The sequence below is a fragment of the Candidatus Arsenophonus nilaparvatae genome (assembly GCF_045346035.1).
In the GTDB taxonomy this organism is placed as follows: domain Bacteria; phylum Pseudomonadota; class Gammaproteobacteria; order Enterobacterales; family Enterobacteriaceae; genus Arsenophonus; species Arsenophonus nilaparvatae.
This window is the reverse complement of sequence record NZ_CP158508.1, coordinates 21,719-38,009: the sequence shown is the minus strand read 5'-3', so window position 1 is coordinate 38,009 and position 16,291 is coordinate 21,719. Positions and strand designations below refer to the sequence as shown.

Here is a 16,291-nt window from a genome sequence, read left to right as displayed (position 1 = left end):
GTATTTTTATGTGTAAATCACAGTAGCTATGGTGAGCTATCCACAGAGAAAAAGGAGAGTGTATCTATTGACTTATGTTTAAATCACAGTATTATATGTGTGAATCACAGTGATTTTCTATCGTTTATTGATTTCATCATTATTGCTCGTTCGATTTATCCCGTTTTTTGATGCTTAAGAATATGTGTAAATCACAGATCGAAAATTATTAAGTTATTGAATTTACTAGCCTGTTATGTGCAGCAACACCGAACAGGCTCTAACCACTACCCCTAGCGTAGATAGGAGTTGAGGCTATGGCCGATCATACTGACAAACCGAGAGTAAGCAACTTGAGAACGTTACGTCCCCGTAAGCATGAGATAGATTTTTTTATCGCCGATGAGGTAGAACTTTCCACCTTTCGCGATGAGATGGCGAGTATGGAGCATCCGTTTTTTGCCCTTAAAGGGGGTGATACGAATGATCGGGAATATCGACAAGGAAATGTTAGCCTTACCATAAAACCTCACTCGGCAGGTATAGCGACTGTTTTTGATAAGGATGTTTGGATATATGCGATATCTAAATTGCAGGATGCTCTGAATAACAACGAGCCAATCAGTAGGACTGTCTGTTTCACTCCTTATGATTTTTTTGTCACAACTAATAGGACAATTAGCGGTAGAACTTATCAAGAGTTAGAAAAAGCATTGGATAGGCTATCAGGGACAAGAATTACAACAAATATTACCTATTCTGATGATAAACAGGAATCAACAGGTTTTGGTCTTATCGATAGCTGGCATATAGTTGAAGAAAAAAAAGGCAAGTTGGATATTGGTATGGTAGAGATAACCTTACCTGATTGGCTGTATAAGGCATTGCATAAGAAAAAAGTTTTGAAAATAAGCCCCGATTACTTCCGCATTAGAAAGGCGGTAGATCGACGAATTTATGAGATAGTCCGCAAGCATTGTGGCAACCAAGGGGAGTTTACCATATCTCTTGAAAAACTGCATTTGAAAACAGGAAGCACTGCGAATAAAGCAGAATTTAAAAGAATGTTGAAGAATTTGGCTAAAGCGAATGACTTGCCAGATTACAGTATTCGTTACGATGCTAAAGCGGATATGGTGATTTTTAATAACCGTAATTTAACGCCAGAACAGGAAGAAGATGAGCAGCAACGGGAAAAAGGTAAGCGGGAAATTTATAAGTTAAAAAAATCACTGGCAGAAAAAAGGGCTAGAAATTGAGTAAACTATCCCACCACGACAGCCTGTTTAAGAAATTCCTCGGTGATATCACGATTGCAAGGGACTTTCTGAAAATTCATTTACCTGAAAAACTTCGTCAATTGTGTGATTTTAGTACACTGGCGATGGAGTCCGGCAGCTTTATTGAGCCAGACCTGCGTAGCCAGTGCTCGGATATGCTCTATTCTGTGCAAACGACAACGGGACGGGGTTACATCTATTGTTTATTGGAGCATCAGAGCAGACCGGAAAAGATGATGGCGTTCAGGCTTCTAAGATATGCGGTTGCCGCCATGCAGCGCCATCTTGAGCAGGGCAATGACACCTTACCCGTGTTAATACCGTTGCTGTTTTATCAGGGTAAAACCTCGCCGTATCCCTACAGCACCCAATGGTTGGATTGCTTTGGTGATCCAGAACTGGCAAAGTCTGTCTATATGCAGACGTTCCCACTGGTTGACGTGACGGTTATCCCTGACGAGGAGATTGTCACGCATCGGCATGTTGCGCTGATGGAGCTTGTGATGAAGCATATCCGCACCCGTGATATGCTAGAATTAAGTCAGGAGATAGCGTCCTTGCTCAATCAGTGGGTATTGGAGCCTGAGCTATTTCGAGGATTGATATGTTATATTGTAGAACGAGGAAATACTTCTGATGCAAAGCAATTTTTGTATCAGATTGCGGAGAAAGCGACTGATTATCGGGAGGTGGTAATGACCATTGCAGAGCAGCTACGGCAAGAGGGCGAGAAGCAAGGTATAGAAAAAGGTATCTTGAAAGGCCGTGAAGAAGGTATTCAGCTTGGCGAACAAAAAGGTAGGCAAGAATCCGCCAGAACCATAGCACGCCAACTTTTAGCCAACGGCGTTGATCGGGCGATTGTCAAAATATCGACGGGGCTGTCTGATACTGAGATTAATGCACTGATGGATTAATCGATGGAGCCATTTACACAAAATTCTTTACAGACTTTTTTTTGCTGCATTTACCCTGTGCGCCGTAAATCCCTGTCCTTCAGAGTCTGTCGAAAAAGAGGGATTTATAATAAAAATAATTTAATTTTTTCTTTAAAATCAAAACATTTAAATCATTAAAAACATGATATTACCTCTTTTGCGACAGCCTCTTTGGGGCGGGTAGGATGTCAATTTTTATCTATAAAACTACGCCATCCCTGTACAGCATAAGGGGTTATATCTATACCTGATATGGTTCTTTGATCTGAATTGTGAGGTATTTTATCCCCGCTGCCACCGACAAGCGCATTTGAAGCGTGATTGAATGTAGCCATTCCATCGCCTAGACGCATTGATCTTTGAGTCTGATTTAAGGCAGTGTACACTTGTGCATCAGTACCTGTTCCCCCATTCTCTCTATACACTTTCATAAAACGACTCGCTTGATCGTTTATTGTTTGAATGCCTCCTGCATTTTTTGCTACTGCTCCAAACTCTGCAAAGGAATTGCCTATATTTCGAGCCTGTTCTTGTGTGAGGCTTGAGCCTACTACTGAACGGTCTGTTATTTTGCTCAATTCATGTTGATCGGTTGCTTTAATGTTTTCGTAATCTCCCGTAATATTTTTCATTCCATTCGTAATGCCTGTTCCAAGCTGCGTGAGTGATTCAGAGGTATTTACAGTAGAATGTGTTAGTGCTTCTGCACTTTTCGCATTTCGGTCGGAATAAAACATTGCGGTTTGACCGTGTTCTTCTGCTGGAGAGAATTTATCTTTCAAATTTTCAAAGTGTTGTTGAGTTAGACTCCCGTAATATAGGTCGGTTTCATTTTTAGCAAAATCTTTTTGATTTATGCCTTTTTGGTCTATGGAAGAACCATTATTATTTACGTCTGCTACACGCGCTGGTATTCCCCTGTTAACTTCTCCTTCTACTCCGTTTGCAAGATTTGCGTTTTCTTGTACTTTTGATGAAGACAAACCTTCGGTATTGACACTAGGACCAAACAAATCATTTGCATAAGGAGCTAAAGTACCATTGTCATTAGCTGCATACAGAATCGCTGCTTGTTCTGCGTCTGAACGACTCATTGCGGTTGACAACTGTTGTGCATATTGCTGTTTCGATTTTTGGTATTCTTGATTTCCCAAGTTTTTATTATCAATACTGGTGAGTGTATCTTGATTATTTTCTGCCAAATAAGCCACTTGAGAAGGCTTAAAGGTTTGTTGTGTACCAATAGAATTATTGAGTGAGACTGCTTCATTGTAGGCTTTTTGTGCTGATTGTAATTCTGTAAGTGCGTCCTGATAACCATTGGTTCTTGAATGCGAACCACTGACTTGACCTTGTTTATTATATTGATAACCATCGGATAGAGAAGCAGATAGTTGATTCGCATTAACTAAACTATCTCCTGTTTTCTTAGATATTTGATCTCCCGTGTTAATTTTTGTTGCATCAGTTTTTGAATTTGCTACAGAACTACCTATGCTCACTGCACTCGCAATTGAGCCTGAGACAGGATATTTCCCGCCACCGCCTTTGTTCGGTGTTGATGTCGAAACTTGCCCCCCCACAGATGCAGAGATTGTTCCAGTTGAGTTTGTTGACAATGTTTTATTATGTTCCGCCCCGCCAGACTCTAGTTTTGTAACTCCCACATCCTGATTGTGTGTATGAGTATCACCCAAAGTAAAATTAGAACCTTGGTTTATACCACCTGTTTCTGATAATCCCGTGCCGACATTTACGTTACTGCCACTTACCGCATTAAACTGTTTTTGTGCATTTTCGAGTCTTTGTCTTGATGATTGAAGATTGGATGATAGTGTCTTGCCAATATTTAAACTCGGTCCTGTTTGGTCTGTCCCTGTCATGGCTGATACAGCATTAAAGGCTGAATGTGATGATAGAGAAGACGTGGTGTTAATTGGTGCTGCATCGGTAGCTGCTGGAGCTAAAGGTGCTGAGTCTGGTGCGCTTGTGGATGATAAGCCACTTGTCAGCCCCATAAACGCATAGGACGAGCCAAAGACAACGAAAGCCCCCAATACAGGTACAGAAGCCATCAGATGCCCTGCTAGAGCGATATTTTTTTGCGTCACATCCAAGATATGATATAGGTCATTGAATGTGTTTATGCCAGACGACAACACGGATAAATCGGATTGGGTTTTCGTCAGTAAAATGGCGTTCATAATTGCCATTAGCGGTTGCCACGTTTGAACCCACAGCAAAACCAAAATGTATTTTAAGGTTAAGCCTATCCCCATCATTCCAAACGCCAGCGCAAACGCCACAAACGGTACTAATCCGTACACCGCAGCTTGCACAAATGATTGAAGATACTGTACCCAAATTAAGAAACTCGATCCTCAGAAGCCCACTTAAACGATTGTTGTATTTGCGATTGATTCTTGGCAACCGCAGCATAATAGTGATAGGCGTTTTCATTCACCGTACTCGGCATATTCACCATATACGGGTACATCAACAACATTGTTTGGAATTGTCGTAAGTCAGTTCCCGAATTACTGTAAAACAGTAATGTTTTTTGCATACTATCTTCGGCAAAGGCAGGTGTACATCGGTCTTTCGAGGTTACAGCGTTTTGATTACATCTCCTATTATAGGAGTTACGAACATTCATTATTCCGTCTGCTAACGAATTTTTCTCCCTTGTCACCAAAGATTTAATAGCTTTCATAGCCTCTCTACACGTTACTTCCATTGTACCTGTAGTACCGTCAGCTTTTGGTAATAGTATTTTGCGGTTTGGACTCTGTGCAAATTCATCTGTAGTGGTCTAATAAAACTGTAGAGATTTATAGCTTATAATTAAGCAAAATCTTATAGGTATAAACATGCCACGAAAAGTAAAAGTGACCTTTAGCGCAAAGCAAAAACTGGAATATGCAAAACTCATGGTTGAAGGTGGATATAGCAATATCCAAGTTGAAAAAATATCCGGTGCGGGTAAATCTGCCGTATCGCGCTGGAAGCAACAATATCTTGCCGAGTTGAATGGGAATACGCCTGTAAAATCAAAAGCGTTAACGCCCGAGCAACAGCGCATACAAGAATTAGAAGCAAAACTTAAGCGTGCTCAGAGGGATAATGACATATTAAAAAAGCCGCGGCTTACTTCATCCTCGACAATCAAAACTCAAAATCGTGAAGCAAATGAAAATTATGTACCCCAATTTTACGGTCACTGAGTTATGCCATCTTTTGAAGTAAGCAGTAGTAGTTTTTATTATGAAACGAAAATACCGACAGTTGAAAATGAAAGGCTGTGTGGCGAAATCAAACGTATTTTTTATACATCGGGCCAAACTTATGGCAAAAGACGTATCCAAGCTGAGTTAAAGGGTTTAGGTGCCAGATTGGCACTTATAAAATATCAAACATCATGAAATTAAATCAATTAGTTGCAATTAGACCAACGAAAAAGCATTACTATCCCTCATCGGGTAACGAACATCGATATGCCCCTAATTTGCTTAAACGACAATTTTCCCCTCAACAGCATAATCACTATTATGTCGGTGATATCACGTATATTAGATATCACTATGGGTGGAGCTATTTAGCTTGCGTGTTAGATTTAGCCACCAAAGAAGTTATTGGTTATGCCTTATCAACAAAACCGGATACGAAATTAGTGAAAGAAGCCTTAGATAACGCCATTGAACGGCAATTACCGGATACGACAAGTTTGATGTTCCATTCAGATCAAGGTTGCCAATATTCATCGGAGGAGTTTAGGGCGCACCTCTTTGAACGGAAAATAACTCAAAGCATGAGTCGGCGAGGTAATTGCCTCGATAATGCCGTGATGGAAAGATTTTTTAGGAGTTTAAAGACAGAAAAGCTTAACCATTTATCGTTTATGAATCATCAATCTGTTGTCTATGAAGTTGAAAATTACATTCAGTTTTATAATTATTATCGACGCCATTCAACGATTGGTTATTTAACGCCACATCAAAAATATCATGAACTAAAGAATGCCGCTTAGATCTTCTACAGAATTTGTTGACCATTACACATGTTGCTGGAAGAAAAAATGCAGGATGTATTGCAAGCCAAAACGCCAGAAGAACTGGAAAAGGTATTAGATACTGCCGAACAGCAGATTGAAGAAGACATTCGTTATTTGAACGCCACAAAGACCAATTAATTCACATGAAAATGAAAAAGACAAAATTAATTCTGCTTTTCATTCCCCTTTGCGCTGGCATCGGGTCAGCAACTGTAGAAGACTATTCACAAAAACAAGGTACAAAGGGGTATACCTACAAGGATTTGACCGCCTACAAGCAAAGCTGCCCTGAATGTATGAGCGTAGTAAACGACATCATTCAGATCCGCAGTCGGGTATGCGGTCAAACCCTGAGTCCAGACGATGTAATTGTGACTGACGCACTCTATGGATATCTGAACAGCGTCAAGCACATGGTCGGTACGAGTGTTTACAGCAGGGTGTTACGGCTAGTGGGTGCAGAAAACGATTGCGGTAACTCCGAAAATTGGGCTAATAAAGTGCAGAAAAAAATAGAGCTAATACTTAATTAAGGGGGGCTGTATGAAAAAATATTCTATCGTTTGTCTGCTCTTGCGTGTATCTTAATGCTTGCTATACACTGATGCCATATAGCAAACATTAGGAGGATGTGAACTATGATCCAGCAAGGTAAAGTTTTTATGAGCAATCGAACTCAAAATGTTCGACTGCCAGCAGACACACGTTTTCCTGATGATGTTAAAGACGTTATTGTTCGAGTGAAGGGTAAAGAACGCATCATTTCTCCTGTACAAAACGCATGGGATAGTTTTTTCTTATCAGAGCAGTCTGTAACGGATGATTTTTTATCAAACAGAACTGAACAGATAACAAGCGAAAGAGAATCCTTTGATTAAATATTTACTCGATACAAATATCGTTATATTTACGATTAAACGGAAACCCGTATCGCTATTGCCTAAATTCAATCAACATACTAATCAACTGGCTATATCTGCGATAACGTTTGCAGAGCTAATTTTTGGTGCTGAAAAAAGTATGAACTCTGTTAAAAATTTAGCAACAGTTAATGACTTTGTTTCTCGATTAACCGTTTTACCTTATGACGAACAAGCTGCATTTCATTACGGTGATATAAAGGCTAATCTTGAAAAAAAGGAAAACCCATTTGTGACAATGACTTACATATAGCCGCTCATGCCAGAAGCAAAGGGCTTGTTGTAGTAACAAACAACACTAGAGAGTTTGAAAGATTTGAGGGTTAAGAATCGAAGACTGGACACAATTATAAGAGATGTTACGTAGAGCCAACATCATCAGTATTTTTGTTTGAAATCGGTTTTTTATAGCTAGGCGACTTTAAAATGATTACAATAAATTGCTCTATATCAGTAAATTTATATTGGATAAAACATATATTTTTGTAATCAAAATAATGTCGACTAGCTATAAAAAGATACGCCGACAATAAAAAAGAATTTATATACAATTTCAAAAGGGACGGGCACAATAATTCTATAATGATAAATATCTACCTCACAGATTAATTGAGGGGGCACTGACTTCAATACAAAAAAATATTAACCAATGTCAATTCTCTGATTTAATATTATCGAGGGGTAGAAATGAAAATTGATCTTTTCAGCGATACTAACTTTGGTCCTACATCGGCAATGAGAAAAGCCATGTATAGGGCAGAGGTAGGTAATGAAGTTGCGGGGAAGACCCTACGGTTAATCTTTTAATAGAGCGCGTGTGTCATTTATTGGGTAAGGAAGCCGGTGTTTTTATGCCATCTGGCACTATGTCTAATGGGGTAGCCTACCGTGTATGGTGTGACCGCGCAGGTGATCGGATTTTCTTTGACCAGTATGCTCATGCGGCTAACTTGGTATCAGGGTTGCCAGCGGGATTAGTAAGTGCAACACCAATAGGTATTGAATGTGATAAAGGTATTTTTAGTGTACGACAATTAGAGTTAGCTATTGGCAAACTAAAAGGCTATAACATTCCTCGCGAACGCGTGGTTTCTATTGAACAAACCACTAATCTAGGTGGGGGCGCTGTTTGGCCTGTATCAAGCTTATGCGTTATTCACCAGGTTGCTCAAAAACATGGGATGGCGGTTCATATGGATGGTGCACGATTATTTAATGCGGTTGTCTCTTCAACGATCTCTGCCCAAGAGTTCTGTCGTTACACGGATTCTGTTTGGGTAGATTTTTCAAAAGGACTCGGTGCTCCAATGGGAGCCGTATTGTGTGGAAGCAAAGATTTTATTGATAAGGCTTGGTACTACAAATTTCAACAGGGAGGCACAATGCATCAGGTCGGTATTTTAGCCGCTGGTTGCCTTTATGCATTGGATAATAATATAGAACGTTTAGCTGATGATCACGAAAATGCTAAATTGCTGGCGATGTCATTAGCAGGACATTCACATATTGAGATCAATCCTGAAGACATAGAAACTAACATTGTTATTTTTCAGTTATATGGCACTTCACGTACAGCGTATCAGCTTGTTAATGCTCTGATTAAAAAAGGGATCCGTTTATTAGCGTTAAATGATAAGAAAGTTAGAGCGATTGTTCACCAAGGCATCACTCAAAATAATATTTACACGGTCAGTTCTGCTATTCAACGTTTCTTAGATAAACATAGTTAATGAGTATACTGCATACCCAGTTAACTTTTAAAGGTAAAGTGAACATCTTTTATAGAAAACTCTTGCATAAGACTTTGAACGTCTTTGAATACCTTTTCCGGCTCCACGTTATTAAGTAGAATATCTACCATCCATTGACCCACTTTTTTAATTTCATTTGTTGAAAAACCTAAACGCGTCATTGCATTTGTGCCTAATCTTAGCCCCCAACTATTAACAAAAGGTAAACTGGCAGGGTAGACACGTATTCCTGCATTGTGCAGCTTAGCACAGGCTTGCCATGCCTGTTGTTCAGTACCAATGGTAACCCATACTTGATGGGTTTCTGTAAACCCAAATTGTTTTCCTGCAACACTTAAACCGGATGAATCTAATAGATTCGCTAAATATTTTGCATGTAGGCAAGTTGTTTGAGCATAGTCTTTTCCATACAGTTTCATTTCTTCTAAAGTAGCCGCTAATGCTAATACCTCTGATGTCCCGCAGTTAGATTGCAACCCTGGGGATAAGGCGTGGTTTATATTTTTTTGATATTTTCATTGCATGAGATAGGAAATCCTATGATGCCTTTTTGTGGACCAGGAAAAGTCTTATGGGTACTTCCATGGATGATATCCACACCTTGTGTGATTGGATTGATTAATTGTTTACCAACAATAAGGCCTAAGGTGTGGGAAATATCATAAGTGATCACGGTATCAGAAAAGCTGTTTTTACCCTTTCCACGAAATACTTGAGGGGTTGTTGGCATAAAATAAAGCTTTGACTTAGGATAATTAATTTTTTGGAAGGCTTCTTTTCCAAACTTTCCGCATGATTTTTATTGTATTATCGACATCTATTTGATATTTTTGCTTATCAAAACAAATTGGCGTTAATACAATTCCTATTTTTTTACAGATAAAATTTAATCCAAAATGTCCTCCATCTTTTTCTTGTACGTAAAAAACGTGGTCGTTACTATCTCCCAATCCGGTTAATACAGCTATTTCGGCTGCTTGCCCTCCTTTAGCGCGGGTATCTAAAGTAGGACAGGATAATAAACTCTCACTCAATTGATTAATATGGTTTGTGATATTTTGAAGGTAAATCGTATTAGAAAAGGACCATGGGCCTACAATGACCCCTCCAGAAGGGGGAAAATCATAAAAATCATAACTCGGATGTAAGCCGATGATTTTTTTAATCATTGGGCTGGTATAATTTTCTGAGGCGTTTAAGTTTATCGTATTATTACGCCAATCCGCTTCTTGGTTTAATAAGAATGTTAATTCTTTACTTAACTGCATGGTATTACCCTTATCCTCCTAAAATAGGATTTTTTATCCGTCCGTATTGAGCCATTGATTTATTGGTCTTAAAAGGCTATACCATAAATGTGCATAGACTTTACCTTGGGCGTCTCCTCCATTGTGATAGGTGGCAGCGTAATGAAGAATAGAGACCCCTGCTAGGGCTTTTTGGGTTTGGGGGTATCGATATTAAAGGGAGCTTTTTCTGGTAAGTTAATTGTTTTTGCCACAATTTAATAATCGTCGCAAAATCAGCATCTACAGCTTGCTGTGACAATTTTTCTAGTCCTTTTTTTAACAGTGATTCTGTCACTTTTGCACATGTCCACATCCCAAAATAGGCGGGGATTCTTTCCGGTATATCAAGGGATAATGGATGATTACTTCGACTCCAACGTGTAACCAATGCAAATCGATTTTGGCCTGAGGTGTTTTTCGCACTACGGTGCCAAATTCTTGAATCAAATGCAATCACATCCCCCATTTTTACAGGTACCTTGATTAAGTTTTTTGCCATTTAGCGGATTGGTGTTTGTGATCTATAAACTCAGGAGACCAAAAATCCACTGCGGGTTCAATTTTATCTTTTTGACTATATGGTAAAAATTCAAGGACCCCGTCAGAAAGATTGACATCCTGTAAAGCCAACCATAAAGAAAACTCATAAGGATCTTCTCGGGAATAAGAAATATCCTGATGGCAAGGTACGGGTAAATCTGCGTAAGCGGATTTACTGATAATATTTATTTTATGTAGTCTAACTGAGCCCCCGATAAATGCCCTTGCAATATCCATCAACGGAGTTTCTATCGACGGATAGAATTGTTCTGTCATTAGACAAGGATGTGCCCATCGACTAACTGACTTTAAATAGTCTCCAATATCGCAGGCTAATTCCTTTGCATAGGTGTTTATCCAAAAGGTCACGGTTTTATTTATTAATAAAACTAACTCACGATTTACCGCATTATTTAATACAACGATGCCTGTCTCTTCAAAAATGCTTCTTTTTGATTGCATTGCGGGATTTTCCTTTAAGGTTGTTTTTTTAACACTAAGAGGTCCGCCGTATCGCTAATTTTTAGGTGTTGCAGCATAGATAATGAGGATTTCTCTAATAATATTTTCCACTGACTTAACGTCCTTAATTTTCCGCCACTTTCCGCTAGCATATTGAGATCAAGCAAAGCCCCTTCAGGTCTTTTTTCGTCAATAAGCATCTCTGTTAAATAAATTTTCCCATTAGGTAATAAGGCATCGTGGGCTTTCTGTAAAATAGAAATAGCCTGTTTGTCAGGCCAATAATGTAGGACTCTAGGCAGTAAAATAGCATCTGCCATTTTTGGCCAGGGATGAGATAACACATGTGATTGTAAATGATATCGAAACTTAAGCGAAGAATTGATAGAAATAGGGTGAAAAATATAATCCTCGCCTAATAATAATGCCTGTAAGTGTTTGTACGTCGTTAAGGCTCGTTCTAGCAATCCCTTTGCACTTCTGCCTATACCAATAACTTGTTGATGTTGCTGCCAATCAATCAACGTTAGTAAAACTGAAAAATCTTCTCTGGCGTATCCATCAATTGCATGATGATACCTTTCTCTATTTTCATTTGATGCGCTGACTTTAAATAAAGTATGAGGGTTGTCTCTCCCCTCACTAATAATTTTAGCTAAATTTTTCCAAGCTATCCTATAAACATCAGACCACATAATTGCAGCAGATGATAAAAAATTATCTTTATGTGGAACAAAATCCTTTCCATTTTCTGTTAATTGCCATAACCCTGTTTCATTTTTTACAAAATCTAATTCCCATAAGGCGCGTAATAATCTTCCGAGATGTTTAGACGGTAATCCTATTTTTTAGCTATCTCTTCTGTTGTGCCCGGTAAACCATCCAATAGTTGCAAACGAGCGGTGAGAGCCAGTGTCTCTGTCTGCCAAAATCCTACCATTTTCCCTGAAATTTTTTGCCAAATTTTTTGACTGGCCGGCCGTAATTGAATAATTTTTTGACCGCGAGTATCAATGGTTAATAACTCGCCTAAAAAGTTTCCACATGAGCCACACCATTGTAGAATGGTTCGACTTGAGCATATCGCTGCGGATAAAGTGACTGGCCTGATTTATCGACGTGATACCACCCTTGTTTATCTTTTGCTCTAGCTTGGCCCTTATGAAAGATATCTAATCCTAAAAACCAGTTTCGATGAAGTAATTTTCCTTGCTTATCGATATGAGTATGTAATCCCGCTTTGTTACAGATAACAGCCACGCCATCTTTAAAATCACCGACATAAGTGTACATTTCTTTATAAGCTTTTTCTCCGTGATGATTAATATGAAAATAATGATTTTTTTTATCTCTGACTGGACATAAGCCTTCTTGAAAATTACCACACCATAAATAACGAGCGGGATAACATTCCTTCCCATCAGGTTTAATATGAAACCAGCCGGATTTATCTCTAACGGCAGCAAGTCGCTCATAAAAACCATATGTTTCTAAAAAACGGCGAGTATAGTTAGGCAAGCCATGAATATTGATATGATAAGCGCCTGATTCATCTTCAACAGCGGCTAACCCTGGTTCATGGTATTTCATAATTTTATTAAAGCGAGACGAATAGATGGGAATATTCCCCAACAAATGGAACGTTCCGCACGGAGAAATTTGCGTTTTTTGCCAATTTATCAAGTCCATAAACGTTCCTTAGGGTATTTTTGTCATCAAAAATTGATCGGTTTCCTCATGTTACATCCTTTACATACCGCGTATTGCATATAGTTTTTCTTAAGATCTTCATATGATTGACTTTGCCAAATATTCGTAAGGGTTTGATTTTTCAGATTCCCAAAGTTACCTAATTGACGCCGTTCTTTATCGGGTGCACAACAGGGATTAAATTGTCCATCAGTTGCGACCCAAGCTTCTTGTCCCAAAAAAGGGCATACCCCACCAGGCGATAAATCCTGGTGAGCCGATTTATCGAGTAAGTCCATATTCACTAATTTGATAAAATTACCATTCGGTAATCGATGAGTATTAGCGAGTGTTCTGGCTTGCATAACCGCTTGATTCCAGCGAGAAATAGCCTCTTCATTTCGTCGCATTGACAACGATTTAATTTCTTTAAAATGCGCCCATAAATGATGACCTTTAATACGATCAACACCCATATCGATACCTAGTTGCACGATGTTCGCTAATTCTTGTACATTGGTTTCGAGAAAAGTCATCTGTAAAGTGATTTGACAATAATTTCCGCCCTTTTCTGCATAATCATTGCGGATAATGATAAATTTCTTTAAATTATTTAAGACTTTTTCCCACCGGCTTCCTAACATAATTTTTTCTTGTACGTTTTTACTTGCGCCATTCCAGGATATTTTTACATCCGATGTAACAGGAATAAGTTCCCTAGCCCAGGTTTCAACGCCCTTTCGTGGAAAAGTTCCATTAGTCGTTAAGTTAAGTTTAATTTTATATTTATGGCACAATGCAATAATTTCATCAAAGTGTTGATAAATTAAGGGTTCTCCCATGGTTGAAGGGATTATTTCTCGTAATGGAGTTCCTTGGGAATCAGCAAGAATCTTTCTGATTAAATCAATATCCATCCGCCTTTTAGGTATACCTGCCTTTATCCTATTAGGCTGAGTGAGACTATAAGGGGAATGATCTTCACACATGATGCATTTTAAATTACAATCATCAGGGTTAGTATCGAAGGTAATACGCCATGGTCCGAGTTTCATTTTAATTTCCTCAATAGATGTCACTATTTTAAAGTAGTGATTTGTAGATTTTCTCTATTTCTGCAACGTGATCTTTTTGACTCGGAATATTACCGTCCGGCGATTGGATATAACCCCGTAGGCCTAACTTTTTTGCCCATGAGGGATGATTAACTAAACGTTGCATTTGCTCAGATAAGCTTTTTTCATTTCGATGTTCAAACAAGAGTCCGTTAATCTCATGATGGACATATTCAGCCATGCCGCCTATGTTGGCGGTAATGACAGGAATTCGGGCTTGCAATGCTTCGTGGATCACCAAAGGTGAATTTTCTACCCATATCGAAGGAACAACGATACAATCTACATGATTAAAAACGGTCTTAATGATTTTTTCGTTAGAGTATTCGGGTAACCACTCAATACGAGATTGAACTTGAGAAGGCAGTTTTGCGGCGATTACGTGTAATCCTGCTGTATTTTGCGGTCTAGGCCTTCCCCAAATGCGTAATCGACAGTTATCTCCCAACCTAGAAAACGCTTGAATTAATAGCTGGATCCCTTTAGCTGGAATATGGGTGCCGATATAACCAAAAGTAAAATCCTCTTTAGAGAGACGTTGACGACGGCTAAGTCTATCTAAATCAAAACCATAATCTAAATAAATCATTTTATGAGGCGGCAGCCCAAAATCGGTTATATATCGATGGTATAAATAGAAGGAAGGGGCAATAAAGTATTTTATTTTTTCTGCAACCTGATACATCTGATGCATACGCCGCTTTACCCAATTAGTCCAATACGCAATATCAATACTATTTTCATTTTTATTTCCTGAGAAATAACCGGAATAACAGTATGTTGCGCACTTTTTATTTTTTTGTCCGTCACAAAGTGACCATAGGGAGAGTCAACATCAGGATTACGTTGTATAAATTGCCCACGTGGGCACATTAACCAATAATCATGTAGCGTATAAACCATCGGAATATTTTTTTTCGCGATAATATCGACTAATGAAGTGGATAGGTGATTGAGGTGTCCAATGTGAACTATCTGAGGTTTTATCCTATCAATAAATGATTCTACTCGCTTATCTAAGTATGGGTGCTGATAACGGTAGCGGTATTTTTCGAGGGGGATATTGATTTTGTGTAATGTAATAGACGGGTGATGATTATCTTGTGTTATGTTCCAAGTGAAATCTTCGGCAAACGGGTTTTCTTCTCGAGTGAGAACATGAACTTCATTATTTTTCGCTAAACCATGACATAACATTTGGCTATAAACTTCAGAGCCTGCATTATAATGAGGGGGATATCCATGAATGATTTTTAGTATTCTCATCTTCAATCCTCGCCAAAATTATGCCGATTTTTTTTGATAAAAATCGTTTATTAACAGGGAAATGCCTGTTTCAATATCTATTTTAGGCACCCAATTCAATAAACAACGTATTAAGCTGTTATCACCATAAAATGTTGAAACATCGAAACATCGAGGGGATCGATAATGAGCTTGAGTGGATGCTTGGCAGAGCCGTTGACCAATTTTGCCAGTGTTTCTAAGGAAACAGGTTGACCCGATGTAATATGCATCGTGGGTAATTCTTGTCCTTGTTCTAGACGCTTTATAACTTTAAATATCGCTTCAACCACATCGGTAACATGTGTAAAATCAAACATATTAGTGGGTCCCTCAATATGAATGGGTTTTCCTGTGACAGCAGCTTGACAAAAAGCGGGGACAACCCGATCATGATGATCATCAATACTTCCGTATACACTCGAAAAACGTAAAATTGCGGTTTTTAATCCCTTTAATTTGTATTTTGCAACCAATCCTTCCGCTGTGACTTTCGAATTGGCATAAATGTTTAATGGTTGCAAGGGTGCTGATTCTTTGACAGGGAATAACTGTTGCTGCCCATAAACCTCTCGGCTGCTTGCATATAATACCCAGGGTTTTTTAGGGGATTGGTATGCTAAATCAAGGAGATTATTTGTCCCCGTGACATTAGTTTCCCAACAAATGTCCGGTTGTTTTTCACCCCAAATAACCCGAGAAATAGCGGCTAAATGGATAACGCCATCACAATGTTTTAGCCGTTGTTGTAATATCTTAGGAAGAAGAATGTCACCGTATTCAGAAGAATCTTCAGGCAATTTGCTATCAAATTTTTCTATCCAATAGAATTTATCAATTTTTTTACAAAGCGCTTGACCGATTAAACCACTTGACCCGGTTATTAAGATTTTTTTCATCGGACGCTCCATTAAAAGTGGATAGCTGTAAATTACATTTTAGCCCACATTTTTTAATTAACAAAAAAATTACATTAATTTACGTTAAACGTCT

Annotated in this window: 18 protein-coding genes and 2 pseudogenes; 7 read left to right on the top strand and 13 right to left on the bottom strand. The window is 38.7% G+C overall.

Going from position 1 to position 16,291, the window contains the following annotated elements; translation table 11 throughout:
* Positions 1-296 precede the first annotated feature (296 nt).
* On the top strand, positions 297-1,238 hold the full coding sequence (locus tag WH390_RS14660) for a replication initiator protein A (RefSeq protein WP_395971448.1): 942 nt from the start codon (positions 297-299) through the stop codon (positions 1,236-1,238).
* On the top strand, positions 1,235-2,176 hold the full coding sequence (locus WH390_RS14655) for an Rpn family recombination-promoting nuclease/putative transposase (RefSeq protein ID WP_395971234.1): 942 nt from the start codon (positions 1,235-1,237) through the stop codon (positions 2,174-2,176). The genes WH390_RS14660 and WH390_RS14655 overlap by 4 nt, the downstream gene beginning before the upstream one ends.
* 209 nt (positions 2,177-2,385) lie before the next feature.
* On the opposite strand, the gene WH390_RS14650 is transcribed toward WH390_RS14655, so the two are convergent.
* A complete protein-coding gene (locus WH390_RS14650) occupies positions 2,386-4,524 on the bottom strand; it encodes a conjugal transfer protein TraG N-terminal domain-containing protein (protein ID WP_395971446.1) in 2,139 nt (712 codons plus the stop codon).
* A 38-nt stretch (positions 4,525-4,562) separates the two neighbouring features.
* A complete protein-coding gene (locus WH390_RS14645) occupies positions 4,563-4,853 on the bottom strand; it encodes a hypothetical protein (RefSeq protein WP_406850750.1) in 291 nt (96 codons plus the stop codon).
* 214 nt (positions 4,854-5,067) lie between these two features.
* On the opposite strand from WH390_RS14645, the pseudogene WH390_RS14640 reads away from it, so the two are divergent.
* The 5 genes and pseudogenes from WH390_RS14640 to WH390_RS14620 all read left to right on the top strand — a co-directional run bounded on the left by WH390_RS14640 (position 5,068) and on the right by WH390_RS14620 (position 8,898).
* A pseudogene (locus WH390_RS14640) lies at positions 5,068-6,224 on the top strand (IS3 family transposase).
* 167 nt (positions 6,225-6,391) lie between these two features.
* Positions 6,392-6,781 (top strand): hypothetical protein, encoded by a 390-nt coding sequence (locus tag WH390_RS14635; RefSeq protein ID WP_406850730.1) that lies wholly within the window; start codon positions 6,392-6,394, stop codon positions 6,779-6,781.
* Between the two features lie 105 nt (positions 6,782-6,886).
* Positions 6,887-7,126 (top strand): type II toxin-antitoxin system VapB family antitoxin, encoded by a 240-nt coding sequence (vapB, locus tag WH390_RS14630; RefSeq protein WP_026823397.1) that lies wholly within the window; start codon positions 6,887-6,889, stop codon positions 7,124-7,126.
* A pseudogene (locus tag WH390_RS14625) lies at positions 7,119-7,521 on the top strand (type II toxin-antitoxin system VapC family toxin). The gene vapB and the pseudogene WH390_RS14625 overlap by 8 nt, the downstream one beginning before the upstream one ends.
* A 462-nt stretch (positions 7,522-7,983) precedes the next feature.
* Positions 7,984-8,898, top strand: a complete 915-nt coding sequence (locus WH390_RS14620) for a threonine aldolase family protein (protein WP_395971442.1) — start codon at positions 7,984-7,986, stop codon at positions 8,896-8,898.
* A gap of 20 nt (positions 8,899-8,918) precedes the next feature.
* On the opposite strand, the gene WH390_RS14615 is transcribed toward WH390_RS14620, so the two are convergent.
* From WH390_RS14615 to WH390_RS14565, 11 genes are all read right to left on the bottom strand, one after another.
* Positions 8,919-9,395 (bottom strand): hypothetical protein, encoded by a 477-nt coding sequence (locus WH390_RS14615; protein WP_395971440.1) that lies wholly within the window; start codon positions 9,393-9,395, stop codon positions 8,919-8,921.
* 20 nt (positions 9,396-9,415) lie between these two features.
* Entirely contained in the window at positions 9,416-9,649 is a 234-nt protein-coding gene (locus WH390_RS14610) for a hypothetical protein (RefSeq protein WP_395971438.1), read from the bottom strand.
* 25 nt (positions 9,650-9,674) lie between these two features.
* A complete protein-coding gene (locus WH390_RS14605; protein WP_395971436.1) occupies positions 9,675-10,187 on the bottom strand; it encodes a hypothetical protein in 513 nt (170 codons plus the stop codon).
* A 100-nt stretch (positions 10,188-10,287) separates the two neighbouring features.
* A complete protein-coding gene (locus tag WH390_RS14600) occupies positions 10,288-10,707 on the bottom strand; it encodes a phytanoyl-CoA dioxygenase family protein (protein ID WP_395971434.1) in 420 nt (139 codons plus the stop codon).
* Positions 10,692-11,210, bottom strand: a complete 519-nt coding sequence (locus WH390_RS14595; protein WP_395971431.1) for a phytanoyl-CoA dioxygenase family protein — start codon at positions 11,208-11,210, stop codon at positions 10,692-10,694. Before WH390_RS14595 ends, WH390_RS14600 begins: the two co-directional genes overlap by 16 nt.
* A 14-nt stretch (positions 11,211-11,224) precedes the next feature.
* Positions 11,225-11,905: a methyltransferase gene (locus WH390_RS14590; protein WP_395971429.1), complete on the bottom strand. Its 681-nt coding sequence runs from the start codon at positions 11,903-11,905 to the stop codon at positions 11,225-11,227.
* A 334-nt stretch (positions 11,906-12,239) separates the two neighbouring features.
* Positions 12,240-12,899, bottom strand: a complete 660-nt coding sequence (locus WH390_RS14585) for a WG repeat-containing protein (RefSeq protein ID WP_406850749.1) — start codon at positions 12,897-12,899, stop codon at positions 12,240-12,242.
* Between the two features lie 26 nt (positions 12,900-12,925).
* On the bottom strand, positions 12,926-13,954 hold the full coding sequence (locus WH390_RS14580; protein WP_406850732.1) for a radical SAM/SPASM domain-containing protein: 1,029 nt from the start codon (positions 13,952-13,954) through the stop codon (positions 12,926-12,928).
* A gap of 28 nt (positions 13,955-13,982) precedes the next feature.
* Positions 13,983-14,708, bottom strand: a complete 726-nt coding sequence (locus WH390_RS14575) for a glycosyltransferase (RefSeq protein ID WP_395971425.1) — start codon at positions 14,706-14,708, stop codon at positions 13,983-13,985.
* 8 nt (positions 14,709-14,716) lie between these two features.
* Positions 14,717-15,280 (bottom strand): glycosyltransferase, encoded by a 564-nt coding sequence (locus WH390_RS14570; RefSeq protein WP_395971423.1) that lies wholly within the window; start codon positions 15,278-15,280, stop codon positions 14,717-14,719.
* Positions 15,281-15,390: 110 nt separating this feature from the next.
* Positions 15,391-16,197 carry an NAD-dependent epimerase/dehydratase family protein gene (locus tag WH390_RS14565; protein WP_395971421.1) on the bottom strand — a complete coding sequence of 269 codons (807 nt, stop codon included), beginning with the start codon at positions 16,195-16,197 and terminating at the stop codon, positions 15,391-15,393.
* Positions 16,198-16,291 lie beyond the last annotated feature (94 nt).

Excerpts from the sequence above, each read along its gene's own strand:
- WH390_RS14580 (WP_406850732.1), bottom strand. The coding sequence starts at position 13,954 with ATGAAACTCGGACCATGGCGTATTACCTTCGATACTAACCCTGATGAT.
- WH390_RS14610 (WP_395971438.1), bottom strand. The coding sequence starts at position 9,649 with ATGCCAACAACCCCTCAAGTATTTCGTGGAAAGGGTAAAAACAGCTTT.
- WH390_RS14635 (WP_406850730.1), top strand. The coding sequence starts at position 6,392 with ATGAAAATGAAAAAGACAAAATTAATTCTGCTTTTCATTCCCCTTTGC.
- WH390_RS14590 (WP_395971429.1), bottom strand. The coding sequence starts at position 11,905 with ATGTGGTCTGATGTTTATAGGATAGCTTGGAAAAATTTAGCTAAAATT.
- WH390_RS14575 (WP_395971425.1), bottom strand. The coding sequence starts at position 14,708 with ATGCATCAGATGTATCAGGTTGCAGAAAAAATAAAATACTTTATTGCC.
- WH390_RS14585 (WP_406850749.1), bottom strand. The coding sequence starts at position 12,899 with ATGGACTTGATAAATTGGCAAAAAACGCAAATTTCTCCGTGCGGAACG.
- vapB (WP_026823397.1), top strand. The coding sequence starts at position 6,887 with ATGATCCAGCAAGGTAAAGTTTTTATGAGCAATCGAACTCAAAATGTT.
- WH390_RS14570 (WP_395971423.1), bottom strand. The coding sequence starts at position 15,280 with ATGAGAATACTAAAAATCATTCATGGATATCCCCCTCATTATAATGCA.
- WH390_RS14660 (WP_395971448.1), top strand. The coding sequence starts at position 297 with ATGGCCGATCATACTGACAAACCGAGAGTAAGCAACTTGAGAACGTTA.
- WH390_RS14595 (WP_395971431.1), bottom strand. The coding sequence starts at position 11,210 with ATGCAATCAAAAAGAAGCATTTTTGAAGAGACAGGCATCGTTGTATTA.
- WH390_RS14645 (WP_406850750.1), bottom strand. The coding sequence starts at position 4,853 with ATGAATGTTCGTAACTCCTATAATAGGAGATGTAATCAAAACGCTGTA.
- WH390_RS14600 (WP_395971434.1), bottom strand. The coding sequence starts at position 10,707 with ATGGCAAAAAACTTAATCAAGGTACCTGTAAAAATGGGGGATGTGATT.
- WH390_RS14565 (WP_395971421.1), bottom strand. The coding sequence starts at position 16,197 with ATGAAAAAAATCTTAATAACCGGGTCAAGTGGTTTAATCGGTCAAGCG.
- WH390_RS14605 (WP_395971436.1), bottom strand. The coding sequence starts at position 10,187 with ATGCAGTTAAGTAAAGAATTAACATTCTTATTAAACCAAGAAGCGGAT.